Here is a 26,990-nt window from a genome sequence, read left to right as displayed (position 1 = left end):
CGCGTCAGGACTGTACGGCGTGCCGTAGCCGCTCCAGGCGAATCGCCAGCCGCAGAGGCAGGTCGTCAGTGCCCCGCCAGTCGTGGCCGAGGACTGCGGAGATCCGGTCGAGTCGCTTGAGCAGGGTGTTCAGGTGGACCTGGAGGACATCCGCGGTACGGCGCAGGTTGCTGTCGTTACGGAAGTAGGCATCCAACGTGGCGACCAGATCGGTCGACCGGCTGGCGTCGTAGGCGAGGAGGGGGCCGATCGAATCGGCGAGGAAACGGTCGAGTTCGGCCTTGCGGTCGACGTCGAAGGCGAGTGCGTAGAGGGCGAACCGGTCCGTCGTGGCTCCGAGGTCGGCCCACCCGAGGTGTCGGGCGACCGCCATACAGCCTGTGGCGCGCGAGAACGCCCGCGCCCAGTCGTGGCCGGCAACGCGTTCGCAGATGACTACGACGGGCCGGCCGAGTTCCGTGCGGATCCGCTGCTGGACGGTGCGAGCGAACCCTTCGGCGTCCTCAGCGGCAGCAATCAGCGTGGCATGGCCCAGGTGCTCGCCCGCCAGCCCTGCCTCCTGCCGGGCGATCACGTGCAAGTGGCGGACAAGCTCGCCGGCGGAGACACCATGAGCCTCGGCGGTGACCACCACGTCGAGAGCATCGAGGTCGATGCCGCGCGAGCGGGCCCGCGTCCGCTGCGTCACGCTCACGTTGGGGCTGACGACGATCAGCTCGGTGAGAAGCTCGCCGCTGAGCCGCTCGGCCGCGTCGGCGGCAGCGTTGTCCTTGAGAATCAGCAGTCCGACGACGTGCGTTGCGAGCTCGAGGCTCCGCACATCCATGGCAGAAGGTTTCTGGTGCTGACTCCACAGCACCGTGCCCAGGAGACTGTCCCCGGCCCGGATGGCCGCCGCGCTGTGCCGACGGCCGTCTGCGCCCGTCGTCGTGGCCGCACGGCCCGTGCTGCGTGCCCGCTCGATCACCTCGGCGAGCACCCCGCCGTCCGGCTCTTCGGCGGAGGGTTCACGGGCACCGCCGCAGGCGAGGAGACCGCCACTGCGGTCGAGAATGACGACCTCGCCCCCGATCTGTTCGGCGAGCTCGGAGGCCACCACCTGTGGTCCGCCGCCTGCGAGGACGACCCCGGTCAGCGCCTCGTGCACCGACTGAGCTCGCTCCATCACCACCACCTGTTCCTCGATGGTCCGATAGGCCGACCGCAGCTCGGCGAGCGCGCCGCGGCTCTCCTCGTAGAGCCGCGCGTTGTCGAGGGCGATCGCCGCGTGGTCGGCAAACGCACTGAGGAGGGCGATTTCGTCGGCACGGAACCGGCGTTCGCTGCGGTGGGCCGCGAAGAGGGCCCCGATCACCCGGTCCCTCACGAGGAGGGGGACCCCGAGCAGCGCGACCAACCCCTCGTTGCCGACCACCGCGTCGAAAGCGGGATCATGCTGCAACTCTCCGGCCCTGCGGTAATCGCCGACCCAGTGGGCGGCGCGCGACTCGATCACCTTGCCGCCGAGTCCCGTGCCCGGCGGGATATGAGCGGACCGGAACGCGGCCGAGATGGTGCCCTCACTGGCCGTGATGCTCAGTACGCCGGCGTCGTCAAGCAGGGACAGATAGGTGAAATCGGTGCCGATCAGGTCGTGTGCGTGTCGGACGATGGAGTCCAGTACGTCGTCGACATCGCCCAGTGCGGTCAGGGACCTGGCCGTCGCGTACAGCGATGCGAGCTCGCGCTCGCGGCCCGGGCGGATATTCGCGTCTGCTCGATCGCTCATGTTCCCTGCGTCGTACGTCGGTGGGCGGCCGTCGGCGCAAGACCGGGGCCGGTCGCTGTCGTGCGGAGCAGTAGATTATTCGTCCACCGCGCTGAGTGCACTTGTGGTCGATGCTCACCTCCCGGCGCGGGGATCCCGGCTCTTACGGTGATACCGACCAAGGAGTCGGCGCTCGGCCGGGGCACCTGCCTCGACGCGAGGGCACGCGGGGCGATTCGCCCTGCGCCCTGAACCAGATGCGAGGAGCAGGCGCACATGGACGGGCTCATGCAGCCAAGGCCACTGACGATCGCCCACCTCTTCGAGCGGGCTGAGACGTTGTTCGCACACAAGCGCGTCATCGACGCCGACGGGGACAAGCTCGTCTACCGCGAATGGGCACATCGGGTACGTCGCCTGGTCACCGCACTCGCCGCACTGGACGTTCCGCCCGGAGCACGGGTGGCGACCTTGGCGGCAAACCATCGCCGACATCTGGAGGTCTATGCTGCGGCGCCGATCAGCAAGCGAGTCCTCCACACGCTCAACATCCGACTCTCGTCGGACCACCTCACCTACATCATCGAACACGCCGACGACGACGTCGTGTTCCTCGACCGGCGGCATCTGCCACTGATCCAGAAGTGCCTCGACCGGCTGCCTGGCGTACGACATTGGGTGGTATTCCCCGACGGCACCGACGGCGAGCTGCCACCGGACCCCCGATTCCATGACTACGACGACCTGGTTGCCGGCGCCGAGCCGTACGAGGGCTCCTTCGAGGCCACCTTCAGCAGCACCGAGGAGAACCTGGCGGCCGGCCTGTGCTACACCTCCGGGACGACCGGGCGCCCCAAAGGTGTCCTCTACAGCCACCGGTCGACCGTGCTGCACTGCCTCGGGACCATGGCGGCCGGGCTCATCGGTATCAACGAGCGCGACGTGGTCCTGCCGATCGTCCCGATGTTCCACGCGAATGCATGGGGACTTCCGTACGGCTCGCTGATGGCCGGCGCCGACCTCGTGCTGCCGGGCCCGTCAGCCGACCGCGAGCACCTGGCCGATCTGATGGAACACCACCGGGTCACGCTGGCAGCCGCTGTCCCGACCGTCTGGACCGACCTGCTCCCAGGGCTCGCGGGCCGGAACCTGCAACCACTCCGCCTCCTCCTCGGCGGCGGATCGATGGTCACCCCGGAACTGTCCGCAGCGTATGAGGACGCGGTCGGAGTTCCACTCACGCACTCCTGGGGGATGACGGAGGTCAGTCCGGTCGGCGCCATCGGAGGGCTGCGCAGCCGGCACGATGGCCTCGATGACGATATGCGCGACGCCGTCAGGGGGGCGCAGGGGCAGCCGATCCCGCTGGTGAGCCTGCGCATCGTCGACGTCGAGTCCGGTGAACGGATGACACACGACGGGAGGGCCGTCGGCGAGCTCCAGGTCGCGGGTCCCTGGGTGGCGGGCGGCTACTTCGAAGGCGAGGGGGCCGACAACTTCACCGTGGACGGCTGGTTGCGCACCGGCGACCTGGCCACCATCGACGAGCACGGCTACCTACGACTCGTCGACCGGATCAAGGACCTGATCAAGTCCGGTGGCGAGTGGATCTCCTCGATCGAGCTGGAGTCGGCAATCGCCACGCACCCGCACATCGAACAGGTCGCCGTCGTCGCCCGGGACGATCCGCGATGGGGCGAACGCCCGGTCGCCTTCGTCGTCCTGCGCGCGGGCACAACCACGAGTGTGGAGCAACTGCGCGAGCACGTCTCGCACCAGGTGGTCTCTTGGTGGCTGCCGGACGAGTTCGTCGTCCTCGAGACCATCCCCACGACTGGAACGGGCAAGCTGTCCAAGGAGGCATTGCGGCGGTCGCTGCGTTCTCCGTGAACCATCCCCCGGCCAACGAGCCGGGCGGGACCGGGGTGCGCGTGACGAGACCGGTGCAGCCCCCACCCAAGGAGACGGGGGCGGGGCACCCTGCATGGTGAGGCTGACCCTTTGGAGTGGACACCTTGACAATGGATCTTGATGGTCCAAGGAGGGATGTCCAGGTGGGACGGAAGTCTCCGTATCCGGAGGAGTTCAGGAAGGACGCTGTCGCGCTCTACCGCGCCGCTGCCGGGAAGCGGACGTATGCGGCGGTGGCTGCGGATCTCGGCATCACCGCGGAGTCGCTTCGGACGTGGGTGCGCAAGGACGAGGCTCAGGCCGTGCCCGAGGGCCGCGCCGGCAGCGTGAGCGCGGCCGAGGAACTGGCCCGGTTGCGAGCGGAGAACGCTCGGCTGCTCAAGGCCGAGCAGGAGTGGTAACTGGAGCGCGAAATCCTGCGCAGGGCTGCTGCCTATTTCGCCCGGGAGGTGAAGTGAGCCCCTACCGCTGGGACTTCATCTCCGACAACTGCGCCGACTTCGGCGTCAAGCGGATCTGCCGGGTGCTTGGAGCATCCCGCACTGGCTACTACCGGCACCTGGCCACTGAGCAGGCCCGCATCGAGCGCCAGGCCGAGGAGAAGCGGACCGTGAGCGAGATCCGCGCCATCCACGCCGAACACCAGGGCGCTTACGGCGCCCCGCGCGTCCATGCTGAACTGCGTGCGAGGGGACGCAGGATCAACCGCAAGCGCGTCACCTGGCTGATGCGGATCAACCACATCGTCGGCCGGCACCTACGCAAGAAGAAGCGGACGACGATCGCGGACAGAACCGCGCCGCCCGCGCCGGACCTGGTGATGCGCGACTTCACCGCGGACACGCTGAACACCAGGTGGTGCGGCGACATCACTTACATAGCCGTCGGCACGACGTGGCTCTCCCCCGCCACGGTGATCGACATCTGCTCGAGAAAGGTGGTGGGCTGGTCGATCGCCGACCACATGCGTGCCTCCCTGGTCACCGACGCGATCGAAATGGCTGTGGCCGCCCGCGGTGGCCGGGTTCACGGCGTCGTTTTCCACACCGACAGGGGCGCCCAATACAGCAGCCTTTGCCGAGGTCTGCCGTCGGCACGGCATCCGCCGCAGCATGGGCGGGTCGGCTCAAGCTATGACAATGCCCTCGCTGAGTCGTTCTTCCAGGGCCTCAAGCGCGAGTTGCTCCATGGCCGACGCTGGACCTCGAAGGCACAGACCCGGCTGGAGCTGTTCCGCTGGCTGTCGTACTACAACCGGCGCCGTCGGCACTCCGCGCTCGGCTACCTCACACCAGCCGAGTTCGAACAGCACCTGATCACGTCACGTACGCTGTCACTCGTCGCATGAAACCCAGTGTCCACTCCCGGGGATCAACCTCAGGCGTTCGCTCACCCTGCCACTGCAACACGGACAGACCCGTCGGCCGGCCAGGAGCTCCCACAGCCACACGATCAGGCGACACCGAAACTGACATCAGCTCACGTACTGCCCTCTGAGAGCACCGACGGTAGCCGTCGGTCCGTGATCGCATCAGCAATTCGGCCTGCTACGCCCGATGGAGTGGCGGTCGACGAATCAAGTCGCAGTACATCGACACCGCGCTCTTCGAGGGCCGCCGCGGCCTCTTCGCAGAAGCGCAGCTCCCTGGCCGGCCCGTCGGGGTCATCGCGGAATCGGTGGGTGACCCCTGCCCTCGCTATGCGTTCGGTGATCGTGTCCGGTAAGGCGGTCAGGATGACCGCCAGGTCCGGGTTGGGGACGTGCCGATTGATGTCCAGCAGGTAGGAGAGTGGCGCCCCGTCGAGGCGCTGCAGGACGAGGGCCGAGGCCACGTAGCGGTCTGAGACGAGGAGGTGGCCGCGGTCCAGTGCGGGTGTGACTGTGGTCTCGACGTGCTCGTAGCGGGCGGCCGCGACCAGGCAGGCCAGGGAGAGCCCTCGGATCTCGCCCACGTGCTGCCTGGTGAAGTTGCCCAGCGCGGTCGGGGGCGGCTCCGTCGTCAACAGAGCCTGCACGCCCTGCCCTTCGAGGAGTCTGTGCAACGCGGCGATCGTCGTCGACTTCCCGACGCCGCTGGGACCGTCGAGGGTGACGAAGAATCCACGGGTCATGCGGGGGCATCCGTGGTCGGCTGGTTCTGCTCGTGCTGCTCGTGCTGCTCGTGCTGCTCGTGCTGCTCGTGCTGCTCGCGGGCGAGCATGCCCCAACGTCGATCGGATGTCTTCGAGCGGGACTTCGCCGAACTGGATGCCGACGGAGAAGTCGAACTCATCGCGTTCCACGGCGACATGCAGAGAAATTTTGCACGCACTTCTGTGCACACACTCCTATGCACAGACTCCTGTGTGGTCTAGCTTGAGTGTCATGGAACAACCGCAACAGCCCTCCCAGGTACATCTGACCGCCCGTAACCTGCGCGGCATCGCGCATCCACTGCGGGTGCAGATCCTCACCAGCCTGAGGACGGAGGGGCCGGCCACGGCCACCACGGTGGCTCGCCGGCTCAACCTGAATACGGGGGCGACGAGTTACCACCTGCGCCAGCTCGCGGAGTACGGCTTCATCACGGAGGCGCCGTCCCGTGGCGGGCGGCGTGAGCGGTGGTGGCAGGCGGCGCACGCCAACACCGTCGTGCCCGACAACGAGGTGCTCGACGGCAGCGAGGGGCTCGGCAGCGCCTACCTCCAGGCCCTCGGCCAGGTCTGGTCCGGCGCCCTGACGGCCGCGATCGAGGCGACCCCTTCGCTCACGCCCGAGTGGCGCGACGCGCAGGACTTCGGCGACTACGCACTGACTCTCACCCCGGCCGACGCCAAGGAGTTGACGGCGGAGATCCACGCCCTGCTCCGTCGGCGTACGTCCGCCGCCGCGGGCGCCGAAGCACAGCTGCCGCACGACGCGGCGCGGGTCTTCTTCCAGTTCCAGTTGTTCCCGACCAGCGAGGACCGGCACGTCACCCAGCCCACCGACATGGAGTAGAACGATGGCCACTCAGCACACAGCCGCCAAGAAGGCGGCGGACAACGGCGCACGGACAACGGTGCCGGACGCGCACCCCAGGGTCCTGCGCGGCCTGGTCGGCATGCTGTCGGCCAACGCGGCTGCCCTGTCGGCCAACCGGGTGTTGTCCATAGCCCTGCCCTGGTTCGTCCTGACGACCACGGGCAGCGTCGGCAAGACCGGCCTGGTGGCCTTCTGCCAGATAGTGCCGTACGTGATCTCGCAGGCACTGGCAGGCCCGATCATCGACCGTGTCGGACCCAAACGGATCAGTGTGGCGGGCGACCTCCTGTCCACCGCCGCGATGGCCACCGCCCCGCTGCTGTACCTGACCGGCGGTCTGCCCTTCGGCGTACTGCTGGCCCTGCTCGCGGTCGTCGGCGCTGCCGACGGGCCGGCCAACGGCGCCAAGGGGCTCTTCGTACCGTCGGCCACCCGCGCCGCCCGCGTACCCATCGAGCGGGGTACCGGCCTTTCCGCCGCTGTCGAGCGGACGGCGACCACCGTCGGGCCGGCCATCGCGGGCGTGGTCGTCACCGCATTCGGCAGCCTGTACGCGCTGTGGATCACCGCCGCGCTGTTCGCGGTGTCGGCGCTGATCGTCTCGACCACCCTGACCGACCCGGTGCCCGAGCCGCACGAGATCCCGGTCGAGGACGGCGGCGGCTACCTCACCCAACTGCGCCAGGGGGCCGCCTTCTTGCGGGACGCGAAGCTGCTGCGGTCCATCGTGGGCATGCTGGCGGTGACCAACCTCCTGGACCAGGCGTTCATGTCGGTGCTGCTGCCGGTGTGGGCGAAGGAGTCGGGGAACGGCGCGGAGGCCATCGGCCTGGTGGTGAGTGTCTTCGCTGCGACGTCAATCATCGCCGCATTGGTGGCCGCCGGGGTGGCCGAGCGGCTGCCACGGCGCACCGTCTATCTGGTCGGCTTCTCCCTGGGCGGCCTGCCCCGGTTCGCAGCGATGGCGACGGGGGCACCGCTGTGGCTGGTGCTGACCGTGCTCGCGGTGGGCGGTCTGGGGTCCGGCTTCGTCAACCCGATCGTGGGCGCGGTGACGTACGAGCTGATCCCGACACCGCTGCTGGGCCGGGTCAAGACACTGGCGCAGGCGGTCACCTGGGCGGGCATCCCGTTCGGCGGACTGCTGGGGGCCGGGCTGGTGACCCTGACCGGCACGTCGACGGCGCTGTGGATCGTGGGCGGGCTGTACCTGGTCGCCATCGGCGTGCCGGGCATGAGCCGGGAATGGTCCGGGATGCGCAAGCGGACGGTGTCCGAACACGCCACCGTCGACGCCGTGGACGACATGAGCGCGGCGGGTCCGGCGAGCGCGGCGGCACAGACCCTGTCACAGGAGGAGCCGCAGGAGAAGCCCTCGGTCCCGGCCGCGGCCTGAACCGGCGCGGGAACGACGTGGCCCGTGTGCTCGGCGGCCGGGGCACCCGCCCCGGCCGCCGAGCACACGGGCAGAAGTGTCCACGTCCCGCGGGCAGAAGTAACCAGTTATCTCGTCAAGATCGCTCTGCGAGCATCAAATCGGCTGAGCATCCGAGGGCCTTCCGTTACGGGTCGACGACGAGGAACTGGTGGACGCATGACTACGAATCCGATGGCACCCCCGGTACCGGCACCCGGCCGGGAAGCGGGGCGTGAGTCGTTCTCACCGGCCGAGGGCCGAATAGCCGCCGTATGGGGGTCCGTTCTCGGCACCGAGGTGACGACGACGGATTCCGACTTCTTCGAGCTGGGCGGCACCGGGGAGCAGACGGCGGAAATGGCCCGCCGGGTCGCGGAGGAATTCGGATCGGAATTCCAGTCCCCTTCCGCGCCGGGCCCGCTGACCATTCGGACCGTGGCGTCGTTCCTCGCCGAGGAGGCCATGGAACGGGCCCGCCGTCTGTTCGAGTCCGTCGAGGAAGGCATGGACGACGGCTCGGACGCCCTGACAACATCGTCCGCCTCCGACGACACCACCACGATCCCCCTGGCCGTCCGGGACGGGCGGCCGCTGCCGCTGTCGTTCGCGCAGCGCCGGCTGTGGTTCCTGGACCAGTTGGATCCGGGCCGCGCCGAATACCTGATCCCGATGGGGCTGCACATCAGCGGTCCGCTGGACGTGTCGGCGCTGGAGGGGGCGCTGACGGAGCTGGTGGCGCGGCACGAGGTGCTGCGGACCCGTTTCGTCACCGACGAGGACGGCACCCCGGGCCAGATCGTCGACGAGCCCCGGCCGCTGCCGCTGGGCGTGCACGACCTGCGGTACGTGACGGACGACGTCGCCCGTGAGGAGGCGGCCACCGCGCTCGTGGACACCGAGGGCTTCAGGCCGGTGGATCTCGCCACCGGGCCGATGGTCCGCGCCCTGCTGCTCCGGCTGGCGGACGAGGAGCACCTGCTGTCACTGACGGTTCATCACATCGCTTTCGACGGTTGGTCAGTGGGTGTCCTCTCGCGTGAGCTCACCACGCTGTACACAGCGCGGGTGACGGGAGTCGCCGCCGGTCTGCCCGAACCACCGCTCCAGTACGCCGACTTCGCGGTCTGGCAGCGCGCGTGGTTCACCGGTGACGTGCTGTCGGGCCAACTGGACTACTGGCGAGGGCGGCTGGCGGACACCGAAGCACTGGAGCTGCCCACCGACCGCAGGCGTCCGGCACGGCGCAGCGGCAACGGGGCGATGCTCACCTTCGGTATCCCCGCCGCGACCGCCGACGGTGCCCGCAGACTGGCGCACGACACGGGCGCGAGCCTGTTCATGACGCTGCTCGCGGTGTTCCAGGCAGTGCTGTCCCGGTACAGCGGCCAGGAGGACATCGCCGTGGGCACCCCGATCGCGGGCCGCAACCGGGCCGAGATCGAGGACATGGTCGGCTTCTTCGTGAACACGCTGGTGATGCGGACCGACCTGTCGGGCGATCCGACGTTCACCGAGCTCATCGACCGGGTGAAGGACACCGCGCTGGGCGCCTACGACCACCAGGACATGCCGTTCGAGCGGCTGGTGGAGGAGCTGGCACCGCAGCGGGACCTCTCCCGCAACCCGCTGTTCCAGACCATGTTCGTCCTCCAGAACACTCCCGACAGCCGTTCCTGGGAGCTCCCCGGCCTCAGTGTCCAGCAGGTGGACGTGGCCGCGCAGGAGTCCAAGTTCGACTTCACGTTCTACGCGACGGAGGCCGCCGACGGCGGTCTGGACTGCACCATCGTCTACTCCACCGACCTCTTCGACGAGACGACGATGGTGCGGCTCGGCGGCCACTTCGAGACCCTGCTCGGTGCGGCCGCCGACTCCCCCACCACCCCGCTGTCCGCCCTGGAGATGCTGACGGCTCCGGAGCGGCGGGAGATCCTCACCACGTGGAACGGCGCGGACACCGACACCCCCGACTCCGTCACCGTCCACCGGCTGTTCGAGGACCGCGCCGCCGAGCGCCCGAACTCCCCCGCCGTCACGTGCGGTTCGGACCATCTGACGTACCAGGAGCTGGACGCACGGGCCGAGTGGATCGCCGCCCGGCTGCGCGAGCGTGGCGCCGGCCCGGGGACACTGGTGGCCATCTGCCTGGACCGGGGCACCGACATGGTGAGCGCACTGCTCGGCATCCTCAAGTCGGGCGCCGCGTATGTGCCGTTGGACCCGGCCTATCCGACCGACCGGCTCGCGTACATGATCGAGGACAGCGGGGCACCGCTGATCGTCACCCGGCCCGCGCACATCGACCGGCTGCCCGCCGCGACGCGGCGCCTGCTGCTGGAGGAGTGGCCCGAGGAGCTCCCCACGCGTGCCAGTGGCGCGGCCGCGCCCGAGGCGGGACCTGACGACCTGGCGTACGTGATCTACACGAGTGGATCGACGGGCCGTCCGAAGGGCGTGCAGATCACCCACGGCGCCCTGCGCGCACGGATGAGGGAGACACGGCGGCAGCTCGATCTCACCTGCGAGGACCGGGTGTTGCAGTTCGCGTCGATCTCCTTCGACTCCTCGGTGGGGCAGCTGTTCGCGCCGCTCGTCTCGGGCGCGTCCCTGGTGCTGCGCGACGACGCCTGGGACCCGGAGATGCTGGCGCAGGCGCTGCGTACCAACGCGGTGACGGTGGCCTGGCTGACCCCGTCGGCATTCGGCGCGCTCGCCGCGCAGCTAGTCGGCCCGGACGACCTCGGGCCGGAACTGCGACTGGTGCGGCTCGGCGGTGAGGCGCTCCAGCGGGAGCAGGTGCGCCAGTGGTTCCGTCACACCTCCGTGCCGCTGGTCAACGGCTACGGTCCGACGGAGGCGGCGCAGGAGGCGGCGACGGCGCGGATCACCGCCCCCGGCGACCACGTGCCGATCGGGCGCCCGGTCGCCAACGCGAAGGTGTTCCTGGTGGACCGGCACGGCCGGCCGGTTCCGGTGGGTGTCCCGGGCGAGATGTGGATCGGCTGCCCCGGGCTGGCCCGTGGATACCTGGGCAGACCCGAGCTGACCGCCGAGAAGTTCACGGTCGTCACCGTGGACGGCACTCCTCGGCGCGTGTACCGCACCGGCGACCTCGCGAAGTGGCACCCGGACGGGCACCTGGAGTTCGTCGGCCGGGGCGACAACCAGGTCAAGCTGCGCGGCTACCGCATCGAGCCCGGCGAGATCGAGGCGGCCCTGCTGACCCACCCCTCGGTCACCGGCGCCACCGTCCTGCTCCGTGAGGACGTGCCGGGCGACCCGCGGCTGGTGGCGTACGTCGTCGCGGACCCGCCCGTCGAGGCGGGTGGCCTGCGCGCCCACCTCCAGCGCGACCTGCCGGACTACATGGTGCCCGCCGCGTTCGTGCCGCTGGACCGCATCCCGCTCACCCCGAACGGCAAGACGGACCGCCGTGCCCTGCCCGCGCCCGCCTCGGACCGGCCCGAGCTGGGCTCCGCGTACACGGCTCCGCGCACGGAGACCGAACGGACGGTGGCAGCCGTCTGGGCAGAGGTGCTGGGCATCGACACGGTCGGCGTGGACGACGACTTCTTCGCCCTGGGCGGCCACTCGCTGCTGGCGACGCAGGTCGTGTCGCGGCTGCGGCGCCGTCTGGGGGTCGACGTTCCCGTACGGGCCCTGTTCGGCGCGCCGACCCCGGCACTGCTGGCCGCCGCCGTGGAGGACCTCGATGAGGCGGGCATCTCCCGCATTCCCGCCGTACCGCGCGACGGCGGGCCGCTGCCGCTGAGCTTCGCCCAGCAACGCCTGTGGTTCCTGGACCAGTTGGAGCCGGGACGAGCCGAGTACCTGCTGCCCTTCGCCTTCCGCGTGCACGGCGTCGTCGACGTGGACGCGTTGAACAACGCCTTCACCGCCCTGGTTGAGCGTCACGAGATCCTGCGCACCCGGTTCGGCACGGACGAAGCGGGTTCGGCGGTCCAGTCGATCGTCCCGGCGGGCCCGGTGACGGTGCTGGTGCGGGACCTCCGGGCCGTCGCGGACGCTCCGGCCCGCGAGGACGCCCTCGCGGCGGTCCTGGCCGGGGACGCCCTGCGTCCGGTGGACCTCGCCGCCGGTCCGATGCTGCGCGCGGTGCTGGTGCGGCTGGCCGACGAGGAAGCGGTCCTGGCGGTCACCGTGCACCACATCGCCTTCGACGGCTGGTCGATCGGGGTGCTGCTGCGCGAGCTGTCCGCCCTGTACGCGGTGGCCCTGGGGGCGGGGTCCGACGCGGCCCCGGCGCCGCTGCCGGTGCAGTACGCCGACTACGCGCTGTGGCAGCGCTCCTGGCTGACCGGCGAGGCGCTGGAGCGCCAGCTCGGCTACTGGCGGGGCCGCCTGGCGGGGCTGGAGCCCTTGGAGCTGCCGACGGACCACGCCCGGCCGGCGGAGCGCACCGGCACGGGCGAGGTCGTCCGGTTCTCGGTGCCCGCCGACGTCGCCGCACGGGCCAGGGCGGTGTCCGCGGAGGGCGGTGCGAGTCTGTTCATGACGCTGCTGTCGGTGTTCCAGCTGCTGCTGGCCCGCTACAGCGGTCAGCGGGACGTCGCGGTGGGCACCCCCATCGCCGGCCGCAACCAGGCCGAGACGGAAGAGCTGATCGGCTTCTTCGTCAACACGCTCGTCCTGCGGACCGACCTCTCCGGCGACCCGGCGTTCAGCGAGCTGCTGGCCCGCGTCAAGGACACGGCTCTGGGCGCGTACGACCACCAGGACCTGCCCTTCGAGCGCCTGGTCGAGGAGCTGTCCCCCGACCGCGACCTGTCCCGCAACCCGCTGTTCCAGACCCTGTTCGCGCTGCAGAACACGCCCGGCGCGGATGCCTGGAGCCTTCCGGGTCTGACGGCGGAGCCCGTCGAGTCCCCCGTCCGCGAAGCCAAGTTCGACCTGTCGATGTATCTGGCGGAGGCGTCCGACGGCACACTGGACGGCGCCGTCGTCTACGCGGCCGATCTGTTCACCGAGTCCACCGCGCGCCGGCTCGTGGACCACTTCACGATCCTCCTCGACGCGGCCACGGCCCAGCCGCAGAGCGCGCTGTCCGAGCTGGAGATGCTGGGCTCGGACGAACGGCACCGCATCGTGACCGAGTGGAACGCCACCTCGGCCCCCGTCCCGGCCGAGGCCACCCTGCACCAGCTGTTCGAGGAGCGCGCGGCGCTCACGCCGGACGCCGTCGCCGTCGTGTGCGACTCGGACGAGCTGACCTACCGCGAACTCGACGCGCGCGCCAACCAGTTGGCTCACCGCCTGCGTGCCGTACCGGGGATCGGCCCGGACGTGCCGGTGGGCGTCTGCCTGGAGCGCTCCCCCGCCCTGGTGTGGACGCTGCTCGGCATCCTCAAGGCGGGCGCGGCGTACGTTCCGCTCGACCCGGAGCATCCGGCGGAGCGGCTGGCGTATCTCGTGGAGGACTCCGGTGCGCCGCTGGTCGTCACCGACACCGCGCACGCCGGTCTGCTGCCCGAAGGCCTGGGCCTGCTGGCCGTCGACAGCGCGACCGACCTGCCGGACACCCTTCCGGTCACCGCTCCGGATCCCGTCGCGGTACCCGGCGACCTGTCCTATCTGATCTACACGAGCGGCTCCACGGGGCGGCCGAAGGGCGTCCGCATCGAGCACCGGGGTGTGGTGAACTACCTGGCCGGCATGCAGGACGCCTTCCCGATCACCCCGGGCGAGGGCTTCCTCCAGGCGACGCCGCTGTCCTTCGACGTGTCCGCGTACGAGATCTTCTGGCCGCTGTGGCAGGGCGCGACGGTCGTGCTGGTGCCCGGCTCCGACCGGCTGGACATGACCGAGGTGTCACGGCTGATGCGGGACCACCGCGTGGTCGGTCTGCACTTCGTCCCGAGCCTGCTGGACCTGTTCGTCTCGCAGGCACGGCCCGAGGACTGCGCGCACCTGCGCTACGCCTTCGCGAGCGGTGAGCCCCTCCAGCCGACCCTGGTGGCCCGCTTCCTCGACCGCTTCCCCGGCGACCTGATCAACCTGTACGGCGCGACGGAGGTCTCGGTCGACACCACGTACTGGCGGGCGTCGCGCACCGATCCCAGCGGTCCGGTGCTCGCGGGTCGGCCCATGGTGAACCAGACGGTGTACGTCCTCGACCCGGACCGGCGCCCCGTGCCGGCGGGGGTGCTGGGCGAGGTGTACCTCGGCGGCGACAGCGTGGGGCGCGGCTACCACGAGCGGCCCGAGCTCACCGCGGAACGGTTCGTACCCGATCCGTTCACCGGCGACCGCATGTACCGCACGGGCGATGTCGGCCGCTTCACCACCGACGGCGAACTCGACCTGCTGGGCCGCATCGACCGGCAGGTGAAGCTGCGCGGCGTACGCGTCGAACTCGGCGAGATCGAGGCGGTGTTGCTCACCCACGACGCGGTAGGTGTGTGCGCGGTGGCCGTCCGCGAGGACGCCCCCGGCGACAAGCGGCTCGTCGCCTACTACGTACCCGCGCCGGGCGCCACCGCCGACACCGCGGCGCTGCGCGGGTGGGCGGTCGAGCGCCTGCCCCGGGCCATGATGCCGTCCGCGTTCGTGGACCTGCCGGAACTGCCGCTCAACCGGAACGGCAAGGTCGACCACGCGGCGCTGCCGGCCCCCGCGGAAAGCGACATCACGGCGGGATTCGTGGCGCCCCGGGACGAGATCGAGGCGGAGATCGCCGGGATCATGGCCGCGGTGCTCGGACTCGAAAAGGTCGGGATCCACGACGGATTCTTCGACGTCGGTGGACATTCCCTTCTCGCCATTCAGCTCGTCAACCGCGTCGAGGCGGTGACCGGAGTCCGTATCGGCCTGCGCCAGTTCTTCCAGGTCCCGACGGTCACCGGTGTCAAGGAACAGCTCATCGAATTGTTCGACACGCAGGAAAACGAACAGGAACAGGCCTCCTGAATTCAGCGGCCCGCTGCCCACACGCAGAGACCCGTTGCCCACACGAAGAGAATGAGGACGGACATCATCATGGGCGAGAACTCGATCGAGGCGCGGCTGCTGTCCCGTATGCGACGGCGTGCGGACGCGGACCGGATCGTACGCGGCTCCGAGGAGGCCGCCGGACCACTGGCGCTGTCGTTCGCACAGCAGCGGCTGTGGTTCCTGGACCGCCTGTCCCCCGGAAGCGCCGACTACCTGGTGCCGACGACACTGCGTGTCCGGGGTCCGTTGAACCTCGCGGCACTGGAGACGGCACTGTCCGGCCTGGTGGCCCGGCACGAGGTGCTGCGGACGGCGTTCTCGGCGGACGACGACGGGACGCCGCAGCAGGTGATCACCGCGCCCTGGGCGGTCGAGGTCACCGTCCACGACCTGCGGGGCGACGCGCACGCCGAGGAACGCGGTCGCGAGGTGCTGCGCACCGAGGCGACGCGCCCCTTCGATCTCACCTCGGGCCGGCCCCTGCGGGCGGACCTGGTGCGCCTGGCGGAGGACGACAACTACCTGTCGCTCACGTTGCACCACATCGTGTCGGACGGCTGGTCCTCGGGCATCCTGGCGCGCGAACTGCGTGAGCTGTACGCGGCGGCCCTGACCGAGCGCGCGGCCTCGCTGCCGGAACTGCCCATCCGTTACGCGGACTTCGCCGTCTGGCAGCGTGACCAGCTCGCGGGACCGGCCCTGGAGCGACAGCTCGGGTACTGGCGCGAGCGCCTCGCGCACTCCGCACCCCTGGAGCTGCCGACCGACCACCAGCGTCCGGCGCACACGAGTGGCACCGGCGACGTGGTGACCTTCGCGGTGCCGAGCGAGGTCGCCGAGAGGCTGCGGGAAGCGGCGGGCCGGCAGGGTGCGAGCCTGTTCATGGCGCTGCTGTCGCTGTTCCAGATCGTGCTGGCCCGCTACTCCCGCCAGGACGACATCGCCGTGGGCACCCCGATCGCGGGCCGCAACCGGGCCGAGATCGAGGACGTGGTCGGCTTCTTCGTGAACACCTTGGTGATGCGGACCGACCTGTCCGGCGATCCGACGTTCACCGAGCTCATCGACCGGGTGAAGGACACCGCGCTGGGCGCCTACGACCACCAGGACCTGCCGTTCGAGCGGCTGGTGGAGGAAGTGGCGCCGGAGCGCGATCTCTCCCGCAACCCGCTGTTCCAGACCATGTTCGTCCTTCAGGCGCCGGGGAGCGCGGACGGCGAGGCCTGGCAGCTGGCCGGCACGGACGTCGAGCCGGTCGAGATCGAGCGGGGTGTGGCCAAGTTCGACCTGACGCTGACCGCGGTCGAGTCGTCGGACGGACTGCGCGCTGTTCTGGAGTACCGGACGGATCTGTTCGAGCGGGCGACGATCGAGCGGATGGCCGGCCACCTGGCCACGCTCGCCGCCTCCGTCGCGGCCACCCCCGACGCCCGCCTCTCCGAGCTGAACATGCTCACGGAGCGGGAGCGGCAGGAGATCCTGGTCGACTGGAACGGCGTCACCGGCCCCTACCCCGACACAGCGACCATCCACTCCCTCATCGAGGACCGCGTCGCCACCGAGCCGGACGCCATCGCGATCACGCACGGCGACAAGCAGTGGACCTTCGCGCAGGTCAACGAACGCGCCAACCAGCTCGCCCACCACCTGCGGGGCATGGGCATCACCCCGGACACCCTCATCGCGGTCTGTCTCGATCGCTCGCCCGAGCTGATCGCCACCCTGCTCGGCATCATGAAAGCCGGCGCCGCCTTCGTCCCCCTCGACCCTGACTATCCGACCGACCGCATCACCTACATGGTCGACGACGCCCAGGCACCCCTGATCATCACCAGCAGCCACCACACCGACCGGCTCCCCGCCGAAACGCCGCGCCTCCTGGTCGACGCCGAATGGCCCGAGGGACCGACGACCAACCCGGCGCCCCTGGCCACACCGGACGACCTCGCCTACATCATCTACACCTCAGGCTCCACCGGCCGCCCCAAGGGCGTCGCACTCGAACACCGCGGCGTCGTCAACTACCTCCACTGGTGCGACCAGAACTACCCCGTCACCGACCCGGGCGGGATCGGAACGATCCTCTACTCCTCGGTGACCTTCGACCTCACCATCACCGCCCTGTTCCTGCCCCTCATCCAGGGCACCCAGCTCGCCATCCCTCAACTCCAGCCCGGTCAGAGCGCGTTCGACGCAGCCATCGACCTCATCCTCACCGACATCCCCATCAGCTTCCTCAAAGCCACCCCCTCCCACCTGGAGATCCTCGCCGCGCACCTCACCACCCGCCAGGCCACCCACCACATCACCACCATCGTCGCCGGCGGCGAAAACCTCACCCCCACCCTGGTCTCGCAGCTCCTCGACACCAGCACCACCACCACAACGATCTCCAACGAGTACGGCGCCACCGAAGGCTCCGTCGCCAACGTCATGAGCCTCACCACCACACCCGACCCCAACGGCAACACCACCACCCTCGGCCGGCCCATCACCAACACCACCACCTACGTCCTCGACCACCACAACCAACCCGCCCCCATCGGCATCCCCGGACACGCCCTCCTCGGCGGCATCTGCCTCGCCCGCAACTACCACAACCGACCCGACCTCACCGAGCAACGCTTCACCCCCAACCCCCTCAACACCCCCAACGACCCCCGCACCTACCACACCGGCGACCTCGTCACCTGGCGCCCCGACGGCACCCTCGAATTCATCGGCCGCATCGACAACCAGATCAAACTCCGCGGCTACCGCATCGAACTCGGCGAAATCGAAAACGCCCTCCACACCCACCCCCACATCCACACCACCACCATCACCCTCCGCGAAGACACCCCCGGCAACAAACAACTCACCGCATACATCGTCACGAACGAGCCGGTCGACAACGACGCCCTGCGCGCACACCTCCGGCAGCAGCTCCCGGACTACATGGTCCCGGCGACCTACGTGACGCTTGATCAGCTGCCGCTCACCCCCAACGGCAAGATCGACACCAAAGCCCTCCCCGCACCCGACAGCCACCGCCCCGACCTCAACGCCTCCTTTGTCGCCCCGCGCACCACCACCGAGCACATCGTCACCGCCGTCTGGTCCGAGATCCTCGGCATCGACACCATCGGCGTCCACGACAACTTCTTCGAGCTGGGCGGGCATTCACTGCTTGCCACGCAGGTGACGTCCCGGCTGCGCCGGCAGCTCGGAGTCGACGTGCCGGTCCGCACCGTCTTCACGTCGCCCACCCCGGCGACTCTGGCCGCGGCCCTGCGTGAAATGGCAACGGCCGATGAGGCACCGCTCGTACCGGTCGACCGAACCGACGCTGCCCTTCCGTTGTCCTTCGCCCAGCAACGTCTCTGGTTCCTCGACAAATTGACGCCGGGCAGCGCCGAGTATCTGGTGCCGTTCGCCCTGCGGATACGGGGCGAGCTGGACGCCGGCGCCCTGGGCGCGGCCTTCACCGGCCTGGTGGCACGGCACGAGATCCTGCGGACCAGGTTCGTCACCGACGACTCCGGGCGTCCCTCACAGATGGTGGACGCGCCGTGGTCGGTCACGCCGGTTGTCCACCATGTCCGGGCCGACGTCACCCTCGAAGACAGCGAGCGGGCCGCGCAGGAGGTCCTGGAGGCGGAGGCGCAGCGCCCGTTCGAGCTGGACGGCGGTCGGCTGCTGCGCGTGGACCTGGTCCCTGTCACGGAGGACGACCAGTATCTGCTGATCACGTTGCACCACATCGTGTCGGACGGCTGGTCCTCGGGCATCCTGGCGCGCGAACTGCGTGAGCTGTACGCGGCGGCCCTGGCCGAGCGCGAGGCCTCGCTCCCGGAACTCCCGGTCCAGTACGCGGACTTCGCCGTCTGGCAGCGGGAGCAGCTCACGGGCGACTTCCTGGAGACGCAGCTGGCGTACTGGCGTGAACGCCTGACCGGTGTACCGGTGCTGGAACTGCCCACGGACCACGGACGCCCTGCCGAGCGCGAGGGCGCGGCAGGCGACACCGTGTACTTCACGCTGCCGGCCGAGGTCGCGGAACAGCTGAAGAAGGCGGCTGGACGGCGCGGCGCGAGCCTGTTCATGACGCTGCTGTCGTTGTTCCAGATCGTGCTGGCCCGCTACGGCCGCCAGGACGACATCGCCGTGGGCACCCCGATCGCCGGCCGCAACCGTGCCGAGACCGAGGCGCTGATCGGCTTCTTCGTGAACACGCTGGTGATGCGGACCGACCTGTCCGGCGACCCGACGTTCACCGAGCTCGTCGACCGGGTCAAGAACACGGCCCTGGGCGCCTACGACCATCAGGACCTGCCGTTCGAACGGCTCGTCGACGAGCTGGCCCCGAACCGTGACCTGTCGCGCAACCCGCTGTTCCAGACCCTGTTCGTCTTCCAGAACACTCCGGACGGGGATGCGTGGAGCCTGCCGGGCCTCGACGTCGAGCCGGTCGGAGTGGGCGGTCAGGACGCAAAGTTCGACCTTCAGTTGACGGCTGCGGAGTCCGGCAGCGAGGTGCTGGCGGCGCTGGAGTATCGGACGGATCTGTTCGAGCGGGCGACGATCGAGCGGATGGCCGGCCACCTGGCCACGCTCGCCGCCTCCGTCGCGGCCACCCCCGACGCCCGCCTGTCCGAGCTGAACATGCTCACGGAGCGGGAGCGGCAGGAGATCCTGGTCGACTGGAACGGCATCGTAGGCCCCTACCCGGACACCGCGACCATCCACTCCCTGATCGAGGACCGCGTCGCGACGGACCCCGACGCCATCGCGATCACGCATGGGCGTGAGCAGTGGACCTTCGCGCAGGTCAACGCCCGCGCCAACCAGCTCGCCCACCACCTGCGGGGCATGGGCATCACCCCGGACACCCTCATCGCGGTCTGCCTGGATCGCTCGCCCGAGCTGATCGCGACCCTGCTCGGCATCATGAAAGCCGGCGCCGCCTTCGTCCCCCTCGACCCGGAGTATCCGACCGACCGCATCACCTACATGGTCGACGACGCCCAGGCACCCCTGATCATCACCAGCAGCAACCACACCGACCGGCTCCCCGCCGACACCCCACGCCTCCTGGTCGACGCCGAATGGCCCGAGGGACCGACGACCAACCCGGCGCCCCTGGCCACACCGGACGACCTCGCCTACATCATCTACACCTCAGGCTCCACCGGCCGCCCCAAGGGCGTCGCACTCGAACACCGCGGCGTCGTCAACTACCTCCACTGGTGCGACCAGAACTACCCCGTCACCGACCCGGGCGGGATCGGAACGATCCTCTACTCCTCGGTGACGTTCGACCTCACCATCACCGCCCTTTTCCTGCCCCTCATCCAGGGCACCCAGCTCGCCATCCCTCAACTCCAGCCCGGTCAGAGCGCGTTCGACGCAGCCATCAACCTCATCCTCACCGACATCCCCATCAGCTTCCTCAAAGCCACCCCCTCCCACCTGGAGATCCTCGCCGCGCACCTCACCACCCGCCAGGCCACCCACCACATCACCACCATCGTCGCCGGCGGCGAAAACCTCACCCCCACCCTGGTCTCGCAGCTCCTCGACACCAGCACCACCACCACAACGATCTCCAACGAGTACGGCGCCACCGAAGGCTCCGTCGCCAACGTCATGAGCCTCACCACCACACCCGACCCCAACGGCAACACCACCACCCTCGGCCGGCCCATCACCAACACCACCACCTACGTCCTCGACCACCACAACCAACCCGCCCCCATCGGCATCCCCGGACACGCCCTCCTCGGCGGCATCTGCCTCGCCCGCAACTACCACAACCGACCCGACCTCACCGAGCAACGCTTCACCCCCAACCCCCTCAACACCCCCAACGACCCCCGCACCTACCACACCGGCGACCTCGTCACCTGGCGCCCCGACGGCACCCTCGAATTCATCGGCCGCATCGACAACCAGATCAAACTCCGCGGCTACCGCATCGAACTCGGCGAAATCGAAAACGCCCTCCACACCCACCCCCACATCCACACCACCACCATCGCCCTACGCCAAGACACCCCCGGCGACAAGCGCCTAACCGCATACCTCACCATCACCCCCGGGGCCACCGCCCCCACCACGCCCGAGCTGCGCGCCCACCTCCAGGAACAGCTCCCCGACTACATGATCCCGGCCACCTACATCACGCTCGATCAGCTGCCGCTCACCCCCAACGGCAAGGTCGACACCAAGGCTCTGCCCGCCCCGGGCCCGGAGCGCCCCGAACTCGCCAACAGCTACACCGCCCCGCGCACCGACACCGAACGCACGCTCGCCTCGGTGTGGGGCGACATCCTCGGCATCGACACCGTCGGCATCCACGACAACTTCTTCGAGCTGGGCGGCGACTCGATCATCAGCATCCAGATGATCGCCAGGGCGAAGAAGTTCGGCCTGCATCTCACCCCGCGCATGATCTTCAAGCACCAGACGATCGCCGAGATCGCGGTCCACGCCGGCGCGACCACTCTGGTCGACGCGGAGCAGGGCCACGTCGTGGGCGACGTACCGCTGACGCCGATCCAGCACTGGTTCTTCGAGAAGGAACTGCCTGCGTTCGACCACTTCAACCAGGCCGAACTGCTGGCTACCGACGCCTTGAACCCCGACGTCCTGCGGCTGGCGCTGACCGACCTGATCGAGCACCACGACGCTCTGCGCCTGCGCTGCGAGAGCGGTGAGGACGGCTGGCGTCAGTACCTGGACGAGTCGGTGGACACCGGCGTCCTCGACGTCCACGATCTGTCCGATGTCACCGCCGACGCCCTGGCCTCCGTGTCGCTCGGTATCGCGGAGGAGACCCAGCAGGGCCTCGACCTGGCGAAGGGCCCCCTCATCCGGTGCGCCCTGCTGGAGCTGGGGGCGACGCGGGGCCAGCGGTTGCTCATCGCCGTACACCACCTGGCGGTCGACGGGGTGTCCTGGCGGATCCTGCTGGAGGACCTGGGTAGTTGCTACGAGCAGCGCGCCGCCGGCAGGACGCCGCGGCTGCCCGCGAAGACGACGTCCTTCCGGGCCTGGGCGGAACGGCTGCGCAGGTTCGCGGAATCGGACGCGGCGCGCGCCGAGTTCGCGTACTGGGCGGAGGCGAAGCCCGGCGGGCAGGTGCCGCGTGACCGGGTCGGACGCAACGACCTGGGCTCGGCGTCCACCGTCGCGGCGACGCTCACCCCCGACGAGACACGCGCCCTGCTCCGGGACGTACCCCGCGTCTTCAGCACGCAGATCAATGACTCCCTGCTCACCGCACTCGCCCAGGCGCTGCGGGACTGGACGGGCGACGACGAGGCGCTGATCGGTCTGGAGGGGCACGGCCGCGAGGATCTGTTCCCCGACGTGGACCTGTCGCGGACCGTCGGCTGGTTCACGTCCGTGTTCCCCGTCGCGCTGCGACTGGCGCCGGGTGCCGGCCCGGTCGCGTCGCTCGACTCCGTCAAGGAGCAGCTGGGGCGGATCCCGAACAAGGGCGTCGGCTACGGCATCCTGCGTCATCTCGGGGCACCCGACGTGGCGTCCGTCCTGGGCCGGCAGCCGGTTCCTGAGGTCAACTTCAACTACCTGGGGCAGTTCAGCCGGGATCTCCCCGGCATCGGGCGGTACGCCCCGTCGGACGAGCCCAAGGGTCACTCGATCAGCCCCGACGGCATGCGCTGGAACGTCCTCGACGTGACCGCGGCCGTCGAGGGCGACACGTTCGGGGTGTACGTCGGCTACTCGACGGCGCTGCACGACCGGGAGACCGTCGAGCGGCTGGCCGACGGAGTGATCGGCCACCTGCGCACGCTGATCGCCGGCAGTGCCGAAGGCGCCGCCGATTCCCGCCGGACCACCCCCGGCGTCCCCCTCACCGACATCGGTGACACCGACATGGCCGCGATCCTGAAGAGGTTCTCGATATGAGCACGCACAACGTGGAAGACGTCTACGGGCTCTCGCCCCTGCAGTTCGGGATGCTGTACCACTCGCTGGAGGACACGTCCGACACGCGTCCTTACATGGTGCAGATGACGGAGGAGGTCGAAGGCCCCTTCGAGGAAGCGCTGTTCGGACAGGCCTGGCAGCAGCTCGTCGACCGGCACTCGATCCTGCGCAGCGCGTTCGTCTGGGAGGGCGTGTCGGAACCGGTGCAGGTGGTTCAGCGCAAGGCCCCCGTGCCCTTCGCGATACGGGACCTGCGCGGCCTGCCCGACCAGGAGCGGCGGCTGGAGGCCTTCCTCGCGGAGGACTGGGAGCGCGGCTTCGACCTTTCGCGGGCGCCGCTGGTGCGGGTGACCGTGCTGCGGACGGCGGAGGAACGGCGGTACATCGTCTGGTCGTTCCACCACATCCTGCTCGACGGGTGGAGTGTGCAGATCCTCCAGAAGGAGTTGTTCGCCCTTTACCGTGGTCTGCTCGACGGCACGCCTGCCGCGCTGTCGACGGCCGCCCCGTACCGCCGCTACATCGAATGGCTCAACGCCCAACAGGGCGACGGATCAGCCGACTTCTGGAAGAAGTACCTTGCCGGGGTAACCGAGCCGACCGACCTGCATGTGGACCGCGAGACCGGGGACACGGGCGTCGGAGAATGCGAGGTGGTCGCCTCCTCCGAGCTGTTCGCGCAGGCCCGCGACTACGCACGGTCCCAGCGGATCACGATGAACACCCTGGTGCAGGGTCTGTGGTCGATCCTCCTCTCCCGCTACAGCCGCCGCGACGAGGTGCTGTTCGGTTCGACCATCTCGGGCCGTTCGATCGGACTGCCGGGTGTGGACTCGATGATGGGGCTGTTCATCAACACGCTTCCGGTACGCGGCCGGCTCACGGGCGACATGGGGGTCGCGGGCTGGCTGCGGGATCTCCAGGACGAGCAGTTGGAGATGCGGCAGTGGGAGTACTGCCACCTCGTCGACGTGCAGAAGCACAGCGGCATCGCACGCGGAGAGCCGCTGTTCCGGTCCATTCTGGTCTTCGAGAACTACCCGGTGGTGCAGAAGCCGTCGGACTTCCCCGAGGGTCTGACCCGGCGCCTGGTCAACTGCGTCGAGCGCACGGGCTATCCGCTCACCCTGGTCGTGTCGGCGGGCCGCGCCCTGGAGTTCCGGTTCGTGTACGACCGGAGCCGGTTCGACGCGGCGACGATCGAGCGGATGGCCGGCCACCTGCGCACCCTGCTGGAGTCCGTCGTGGCGGCTCCCGCGGCGCGCATCGCCGAGTTGAACATGCTCACGGAGCGGGAGCGGCAGGAGATCCTGGTCGACTGGAACGGCGTCACCGGCCCCTACCCCGACACAGCGACCATCCACTCCCTCATCGAGGACCGCGTCGCGACGGACCCCGACGCCATCGCGATCACGCATGGGCGTGAGCAGTGGACCTTCGCGCAGGTCAACGCCCGCGCCAACCAGCTCGCCCACCACCTGCGGGGCATGGGCATCACCCCGGACACCCTCATCGCGGTCTGCCTGGATCGCTCGCCCGAGCTGATCGCGACCCTGCTCGGCATCATGAAGGCCGGCGCCGCGTTCGTCCCGCTCGACCCGGAGTATCCGACCGACCGCATCACCTACATGGTCGAGGACGCCCAGGCACCCCTGATCATCACCAGCAGCAACCACACCGACCGGCTCCCCGCCGACACCCCACGCCTCCTGGTCGACGCCGAATGGCCCGAGGGACCGACGACCAACCCGGCGCCCCTGGCCACACCGGACGACCTCGCCTACATCATCTACACCTCAGGCTCCACCGGCCGTCCCAAGGGCGTCGCCCTGGAACACCGCGGCGTCGTCAACTACCTCCACTGGTGCGACCAGAACTACCCCGTCACCGACCCGGGCGGGATCGGGACGATCCTCTACTCCTCGGTGACGTTCGACCTCACCATCACCGCCCTTTTCCTGCCCCTCATCCAGGGGACCCAGCTCGCCATCCCTCAACTCCAGCCCGGTCAGAGCGCGTTCGACGCAGCCATCAACCTCATCCTCACCGACATCCCCATCAGCTTCCTCAAAGCCACCCCCTCCCACCTGGAGATCCTGGCCGCGCACCTCACCACCCGCCAGGCCACCCACCACATCACCACCATCGTCGCCGGCGGCGAAAACCTCACCCCCACCCTCGTCGCCCAACTCCTCGACACCAGCACCACACACACCACCATCAGCAACGAATACGGCGCCACCGAAGGCTCCGTCGCCAACGTCATGAGCCTCACCACCACCCCCGACCCCAACGGAAACACCACCACCCTGGGCCGGCCCATCACCAACACCACCACCTACATCCTCGACCACCACAACCAACCCGCCCCCATCGGCATCCCCGGACACGCCCTCCTCGGCGGCATCTGCCTCGCCCGCAACTACCACAACCGACCCGACCTCACCGAGCAACGCTTCACCCCCAACCCCCTCAACACCCCCAACGACCCCCGCACCTACCACACCGGCGACCTCGTCACCTGGCGCCCCGACGGCACCCTCGAATTCATCGGCCGCATCGACAACCAGATCAAACTCCGCGGCTACCGCATCGAACTCGGCGAAATCGAAAACGCCCTCCACACCCACCCCCACATCCACACCACCACCATCACCCTCCGCGAAGACACCCCCGGCAACAAACAACTCACCGCATACATCGTCACGAACGAGCCGGTCGACAACGACGCCCTGCGCGCACACCTCCGGCAGCAGCTCCCGGACTACATGGTCCCGGCGACCTACGTGACGCTTGATCAGCTGCCGCTCACCCCCAACGGCAAGGTCGACACCAAGGCCCTCCCCGCCCCGGGCCCCGAGCGCCCCGACCTCGCCAACGCCTACACGGCCCCCCGCACCGACACCGAGCACACCCTGGCGGTCATCTGGGCGGACATCCTCGGCATCGAGACCGTCGGTGTCCACGACAACTTCTTCGCGCTCGGCGGGCAGTCGATCAGCGCGGTGCGGATGGTGTCGCGGATCCGGGAGGCCGGGCTGCCCATCGCCCTCCAGCAGATCATGCGGCACCCGACGGTGGCCGGTCTGGCCGCCGTGCTGGACGCACCGGAGGTGCGGGCCGAGACCGAGGCCGGCGGCCTGATCGTCCTGCTCTCGTCCGAGGACGACCCCGCTCTGCCCCGGCTGTTCTGCGTACATCCCGGAGGCGGCAGTACCCATCCGTACCGGGCGCTCGCACAGCGCCTGGCCGGGGCGTTCACCGTGTACGGGGTCCAGGCGCCGGGGCTGAACGCGGGCGAGTCGCCGCTCGTCGGCTTCGAGGCCATCGCGGACCGGTACTGGCGGGAGATCCGCCGGGTGCAGCCGGAAGGCCCGTGCACGATCCTCGGCTGGTCGACCGGCGCGGTGATCGCGCACGCGATGGGGGTGCGTGACCCGCGGGCGGTGGCCGCCCTGCTGCTGCTGGAGCCGGCGGTCACCGGCGACGACCAGCAGGACCGGTTCCAGCGGCACGCCGAGGTGTACCGCCGGGTGAACGACCTGTGGCAGCTGGGTCAGGACCAGACCGGATCCCAACGTGCAGCCACAGAGCGGGAGATGAAGCGCCTGGCTCCGGAGATGAACATCGAGGAGTCGGCGATCACGCTCGACGAATGGCTGCCCTACGCGGTCCTGGAGGCCGAGGTGCGCTCGCTCGCCGCCTACCGGCCCGAAGGCTCGGCGGCTCCCGCGACGCTGTTCGTCAGCGACACCGTGCGCCATGGCAGCGGCGACGAGGTGCCGCAGGCCCGGTACGTCGCCCACTGGAAGGGGCTCTATCCACTGGGCCTGGACATCCGCCCGATGCCGGGTCGCCACATGGAGATGGTCAAAGGTGAGGAGCAGTTGTCCGTGGTGGCCTCGGCGGTACGGGAGGCCGTGACGCACGGCGCCGGCCGCCAGGCCGGGGTGCTGTTGCCGGCCTGACAGGTACCAGCACGGCAAGGAGCCGCCCTCCGCTCACGCGGAGGGCGGCTCTTT

General features: G+C 69.5%; 11 protein-coding genes. 8 read left to right on the top strand and 3 right to left on the bottom strand.

Going from position 1 to position 26,990, the window contains the following annotated elements:
* Nucleotides 1–4: 4 nt before the first annotated feature.
* Nucleotides 5–1,768: a helix-turn-helix domain-containing protein gene (locus OG780_RS37625; protein ID WP_328455823.1), complete on the bottom strand. Its 1,764-nt coding sequence runs from the start codon at nucleotides 1,766–1,768 to the stop codon at nucleotides 5–7.
* A gap of 255 nt (nucleotides 1,769–2,023) precedes the next feature.
* Between OG780_RS37625 and OG780_RS37620 the strand changes: the two genes are divergently transcribed.
* The 3 genes from OG780_RS37620 (at nucleotide 2,024) to OG780_RS37610 (ending at nucleotide 5,006) form a co-directional block, all read left to right on the top strand.
* Entirely contained in the window at nucleotides 2,024–3,637 is a 1,614-nt protein-coding gene (locus tag OG780_RS37620) for a long-chain fatty acid--CoA ligase (RefSeq protein WP_328455821.1), read from the top strand.
* 164 nt (nucleotides 3,638–3,801) lie between these two features.
* Nucleotides 3,802–4,059, top strand: coding sequence for a transposase (locus OG780_RS37615; protein WP_328455819.1), 258 nt, complete (start codon nucleotides 3,802–3,804; stop codon nucleotides 4,057–4,059).
* A 53-nt stretch (nucleotides 4,060–4,112) separates the two neighbouring features.
* Nucleotides 4,113–5,006 carry an IS3 family transposase gene (locus tag OG780_RS37610; RefSeq protein ID WP_328455817.1) on the top strand — a complete coding sequence of 298 codons (894 nt, stop codon included), beginning with the start codon at nucleotides 4,113–4,115 and terminating at the stop codon, nucleotides 5,004–5,006.
* Between the two features lie 131 nt (nucleotides 5,007–5,137).
* Here OG780_RS37610 and OG780_RS37605 read toward each other — a convergent pair whose 3' ends face one another.
* Nucleotides 5,138–5,770, bottom strand: a complete 633-nt coding sequence (locus OG780_RS37605) for a dTMP kinase (protein WP_328455815.1) — start codon at nucleotides 5,768–5,770, stop codon at nucleotides 5,138–5,140.
* Entirely contained in the window at nucleotides 5,767–5,931 is a 165-nt protein-coding gene (locus OG780_RS37600) for a hypothetical protein (RefSeq protein ID WP_328455813.1), read from the bottom strand. Before OG780_RS37600 ends, OG780_RS37605 begins: the two co-directional genes overlap by 4 nt.
* A 92-nt stretch (nucleotides 5,932–6,023) precedes the next feature.
* Between OG780_RS37600 and OG780_RS37595 the strand changes: the two genes are divergently transcribed.
* The 5 genes from OG780_RS37595 to OG780_RS37575 all read left to right on the top strand — a co-directional run bounded on the left by OG780_RS37595 (nucleotide 6,024) and on the right by OG780_RS37575 (nucleotide 26,936).
* Nucleotides 6,024–6,638 carry a winged helix-turn-helix domain-containing protein gene (locus tag OG780_RS37595; protein ID WP_328455811.1) on the top strand — a complete coding sequence of 205 codons (615 nt, stop codon included), beginning with the start codon at nucleotides 6,024–6,026 and terminating at the stop codon, nucleotides 6,636–6,638.
* A gap of 4 nt (nucleotides 6,639–6,642) precedes the next feature.
* Nucleotides 6,643–8,058, top strand: coding sequence for an MFS transporter (locus OG780_RS37590; protein WP_328455810.1), 1,416 nt, complete (start codon nucleotides 6,643–6,645; stop codon nucleotides 8,056–8,058).
* A 198-nt stretch (nucleotides 8,059–8,256) separates the two neighbouring features.
* Nucleotides 8,257–15,006 carry a non-ribosomal peptide synthetase gene (locus tag OG780_RS37585; RefSeq protein ID WP_328455809.1) on the top strand — a complete coding sequence of 2,250 codons (6,750 nt, stop codon included), beginning with the start codon at nucleotides 8,257–8,259 and terminating at the stop codon, nucleotides 15,004–15,006.
* A gap of 51 nt (nucleotides 15,007–15,057) precedes the next feature.
* Nucleotides 15,058–22,947 (top strand): non-ribosomal peptide synthetase, encoded by a 7,890-nt coding sequence (locus OG780_RS37580; RefSeq protein WP_328455807.1) that lies wholly within the window; start codon nucleotides 15,058–15,060, stop codon nucleotides 22,945–22,947.
* Nucleotides 22,944–26,936: an amino acid adenylation domain-containing protein gene (locus OG780_RS37575; protein WP_328455805.1), complete on the top strand. Its 3,993-nt coding sequence runs from the start codon at nucleotides 22,944–22,946 to the stop codon at nucleotides 26,934–26,936. Before OG780_RS37580 ends, OG780_RS37575 begins: the two co-directional genes overlap by 4 nt.
* Nucleotides 26,937–26,990: the final 54 nt, after the last annotated feature.

Origin of the sequence: Streptomyces sp. NBC_00386 (assembly GCF_036063235.1) — a bacterium.
GTDB lineage: Bacteria > Actinomycetota > Actinomycetes > Streptomycetales > Streptomycetaceae > Streptomyces.
The sequence above is the reverse complement of the archived record's forward strand: the minus strand, read 5'-3'. Positions and strand labels throughout refer to the sequence as shown.

Excerpts from the sequence above, each read along its gene's own strand:
- OG780_RS37625 (WP_328455823.1), bottom strand. The coding sequence starts at position 1,768 with ATGAGCGATCGAGCAGACGCGAATATCCGCCCGGGCCGCGAGCGCGAG.
- OG780_RS37620 (WP_328455821.1), top strand. The coding sequence starts at position 2,024 with ATGGACGGGCTCATGCAGCCAAGGCCACTGACGATCGCCCACCTCTTC.
- OG780_RS37605 (WP_328455815.1), bottom strand. The coding sequence starts at position 5,770 with ATGACCCGTGGATTCTTCGTCACCCTCGACGGTCCCAGCGGCGTCGGG.
- OG780_RS37600 (WP_328455813.1), bottom strand. The coding sequence starts at position 5,931 with ATGAGTTCGACTTCTCCGTCGGCATCCAGTTCGGCGAAGTCCCGCTCG.
- OG780_RS37595 (WP_328455811.1), top strand. The coding sequence starts at position 6,024 with ATGGAACAACCGCAACAGCCCTCCCAGGTACATCTGACCGCCCGTAAC.
- OG780_RS37590 (WP_328455810.1), top strand. The coding sequence starts at position 6,643 with ATGGCCACTCAGCACACAGCCGCCAAGAAGGCGGCGGACAACGGCGCA.
- OG780_RS37585 (WP_328455809.1), top strand. The coding sequence starts at position 8,257 with ATGACTACGAATCCGATGGCACCCCCGGTACCGGCACCCGGCCGGGAA.
- OG780_RS37580 (WP_328455807.1), top strand. The coding sequence starts at position 15,058 with ATGAGGACGGACATCATCATGGGCGAGAACTCGATCGAGGCGCGGCTG.
- OG780_RS37575 (WP_328455805.1), top strand. The coding sequence starts at position 22,944 with ATGAGCACGCACAACGTGGAAGACGTCTACGGGCTCTCGCCCCTGCAG.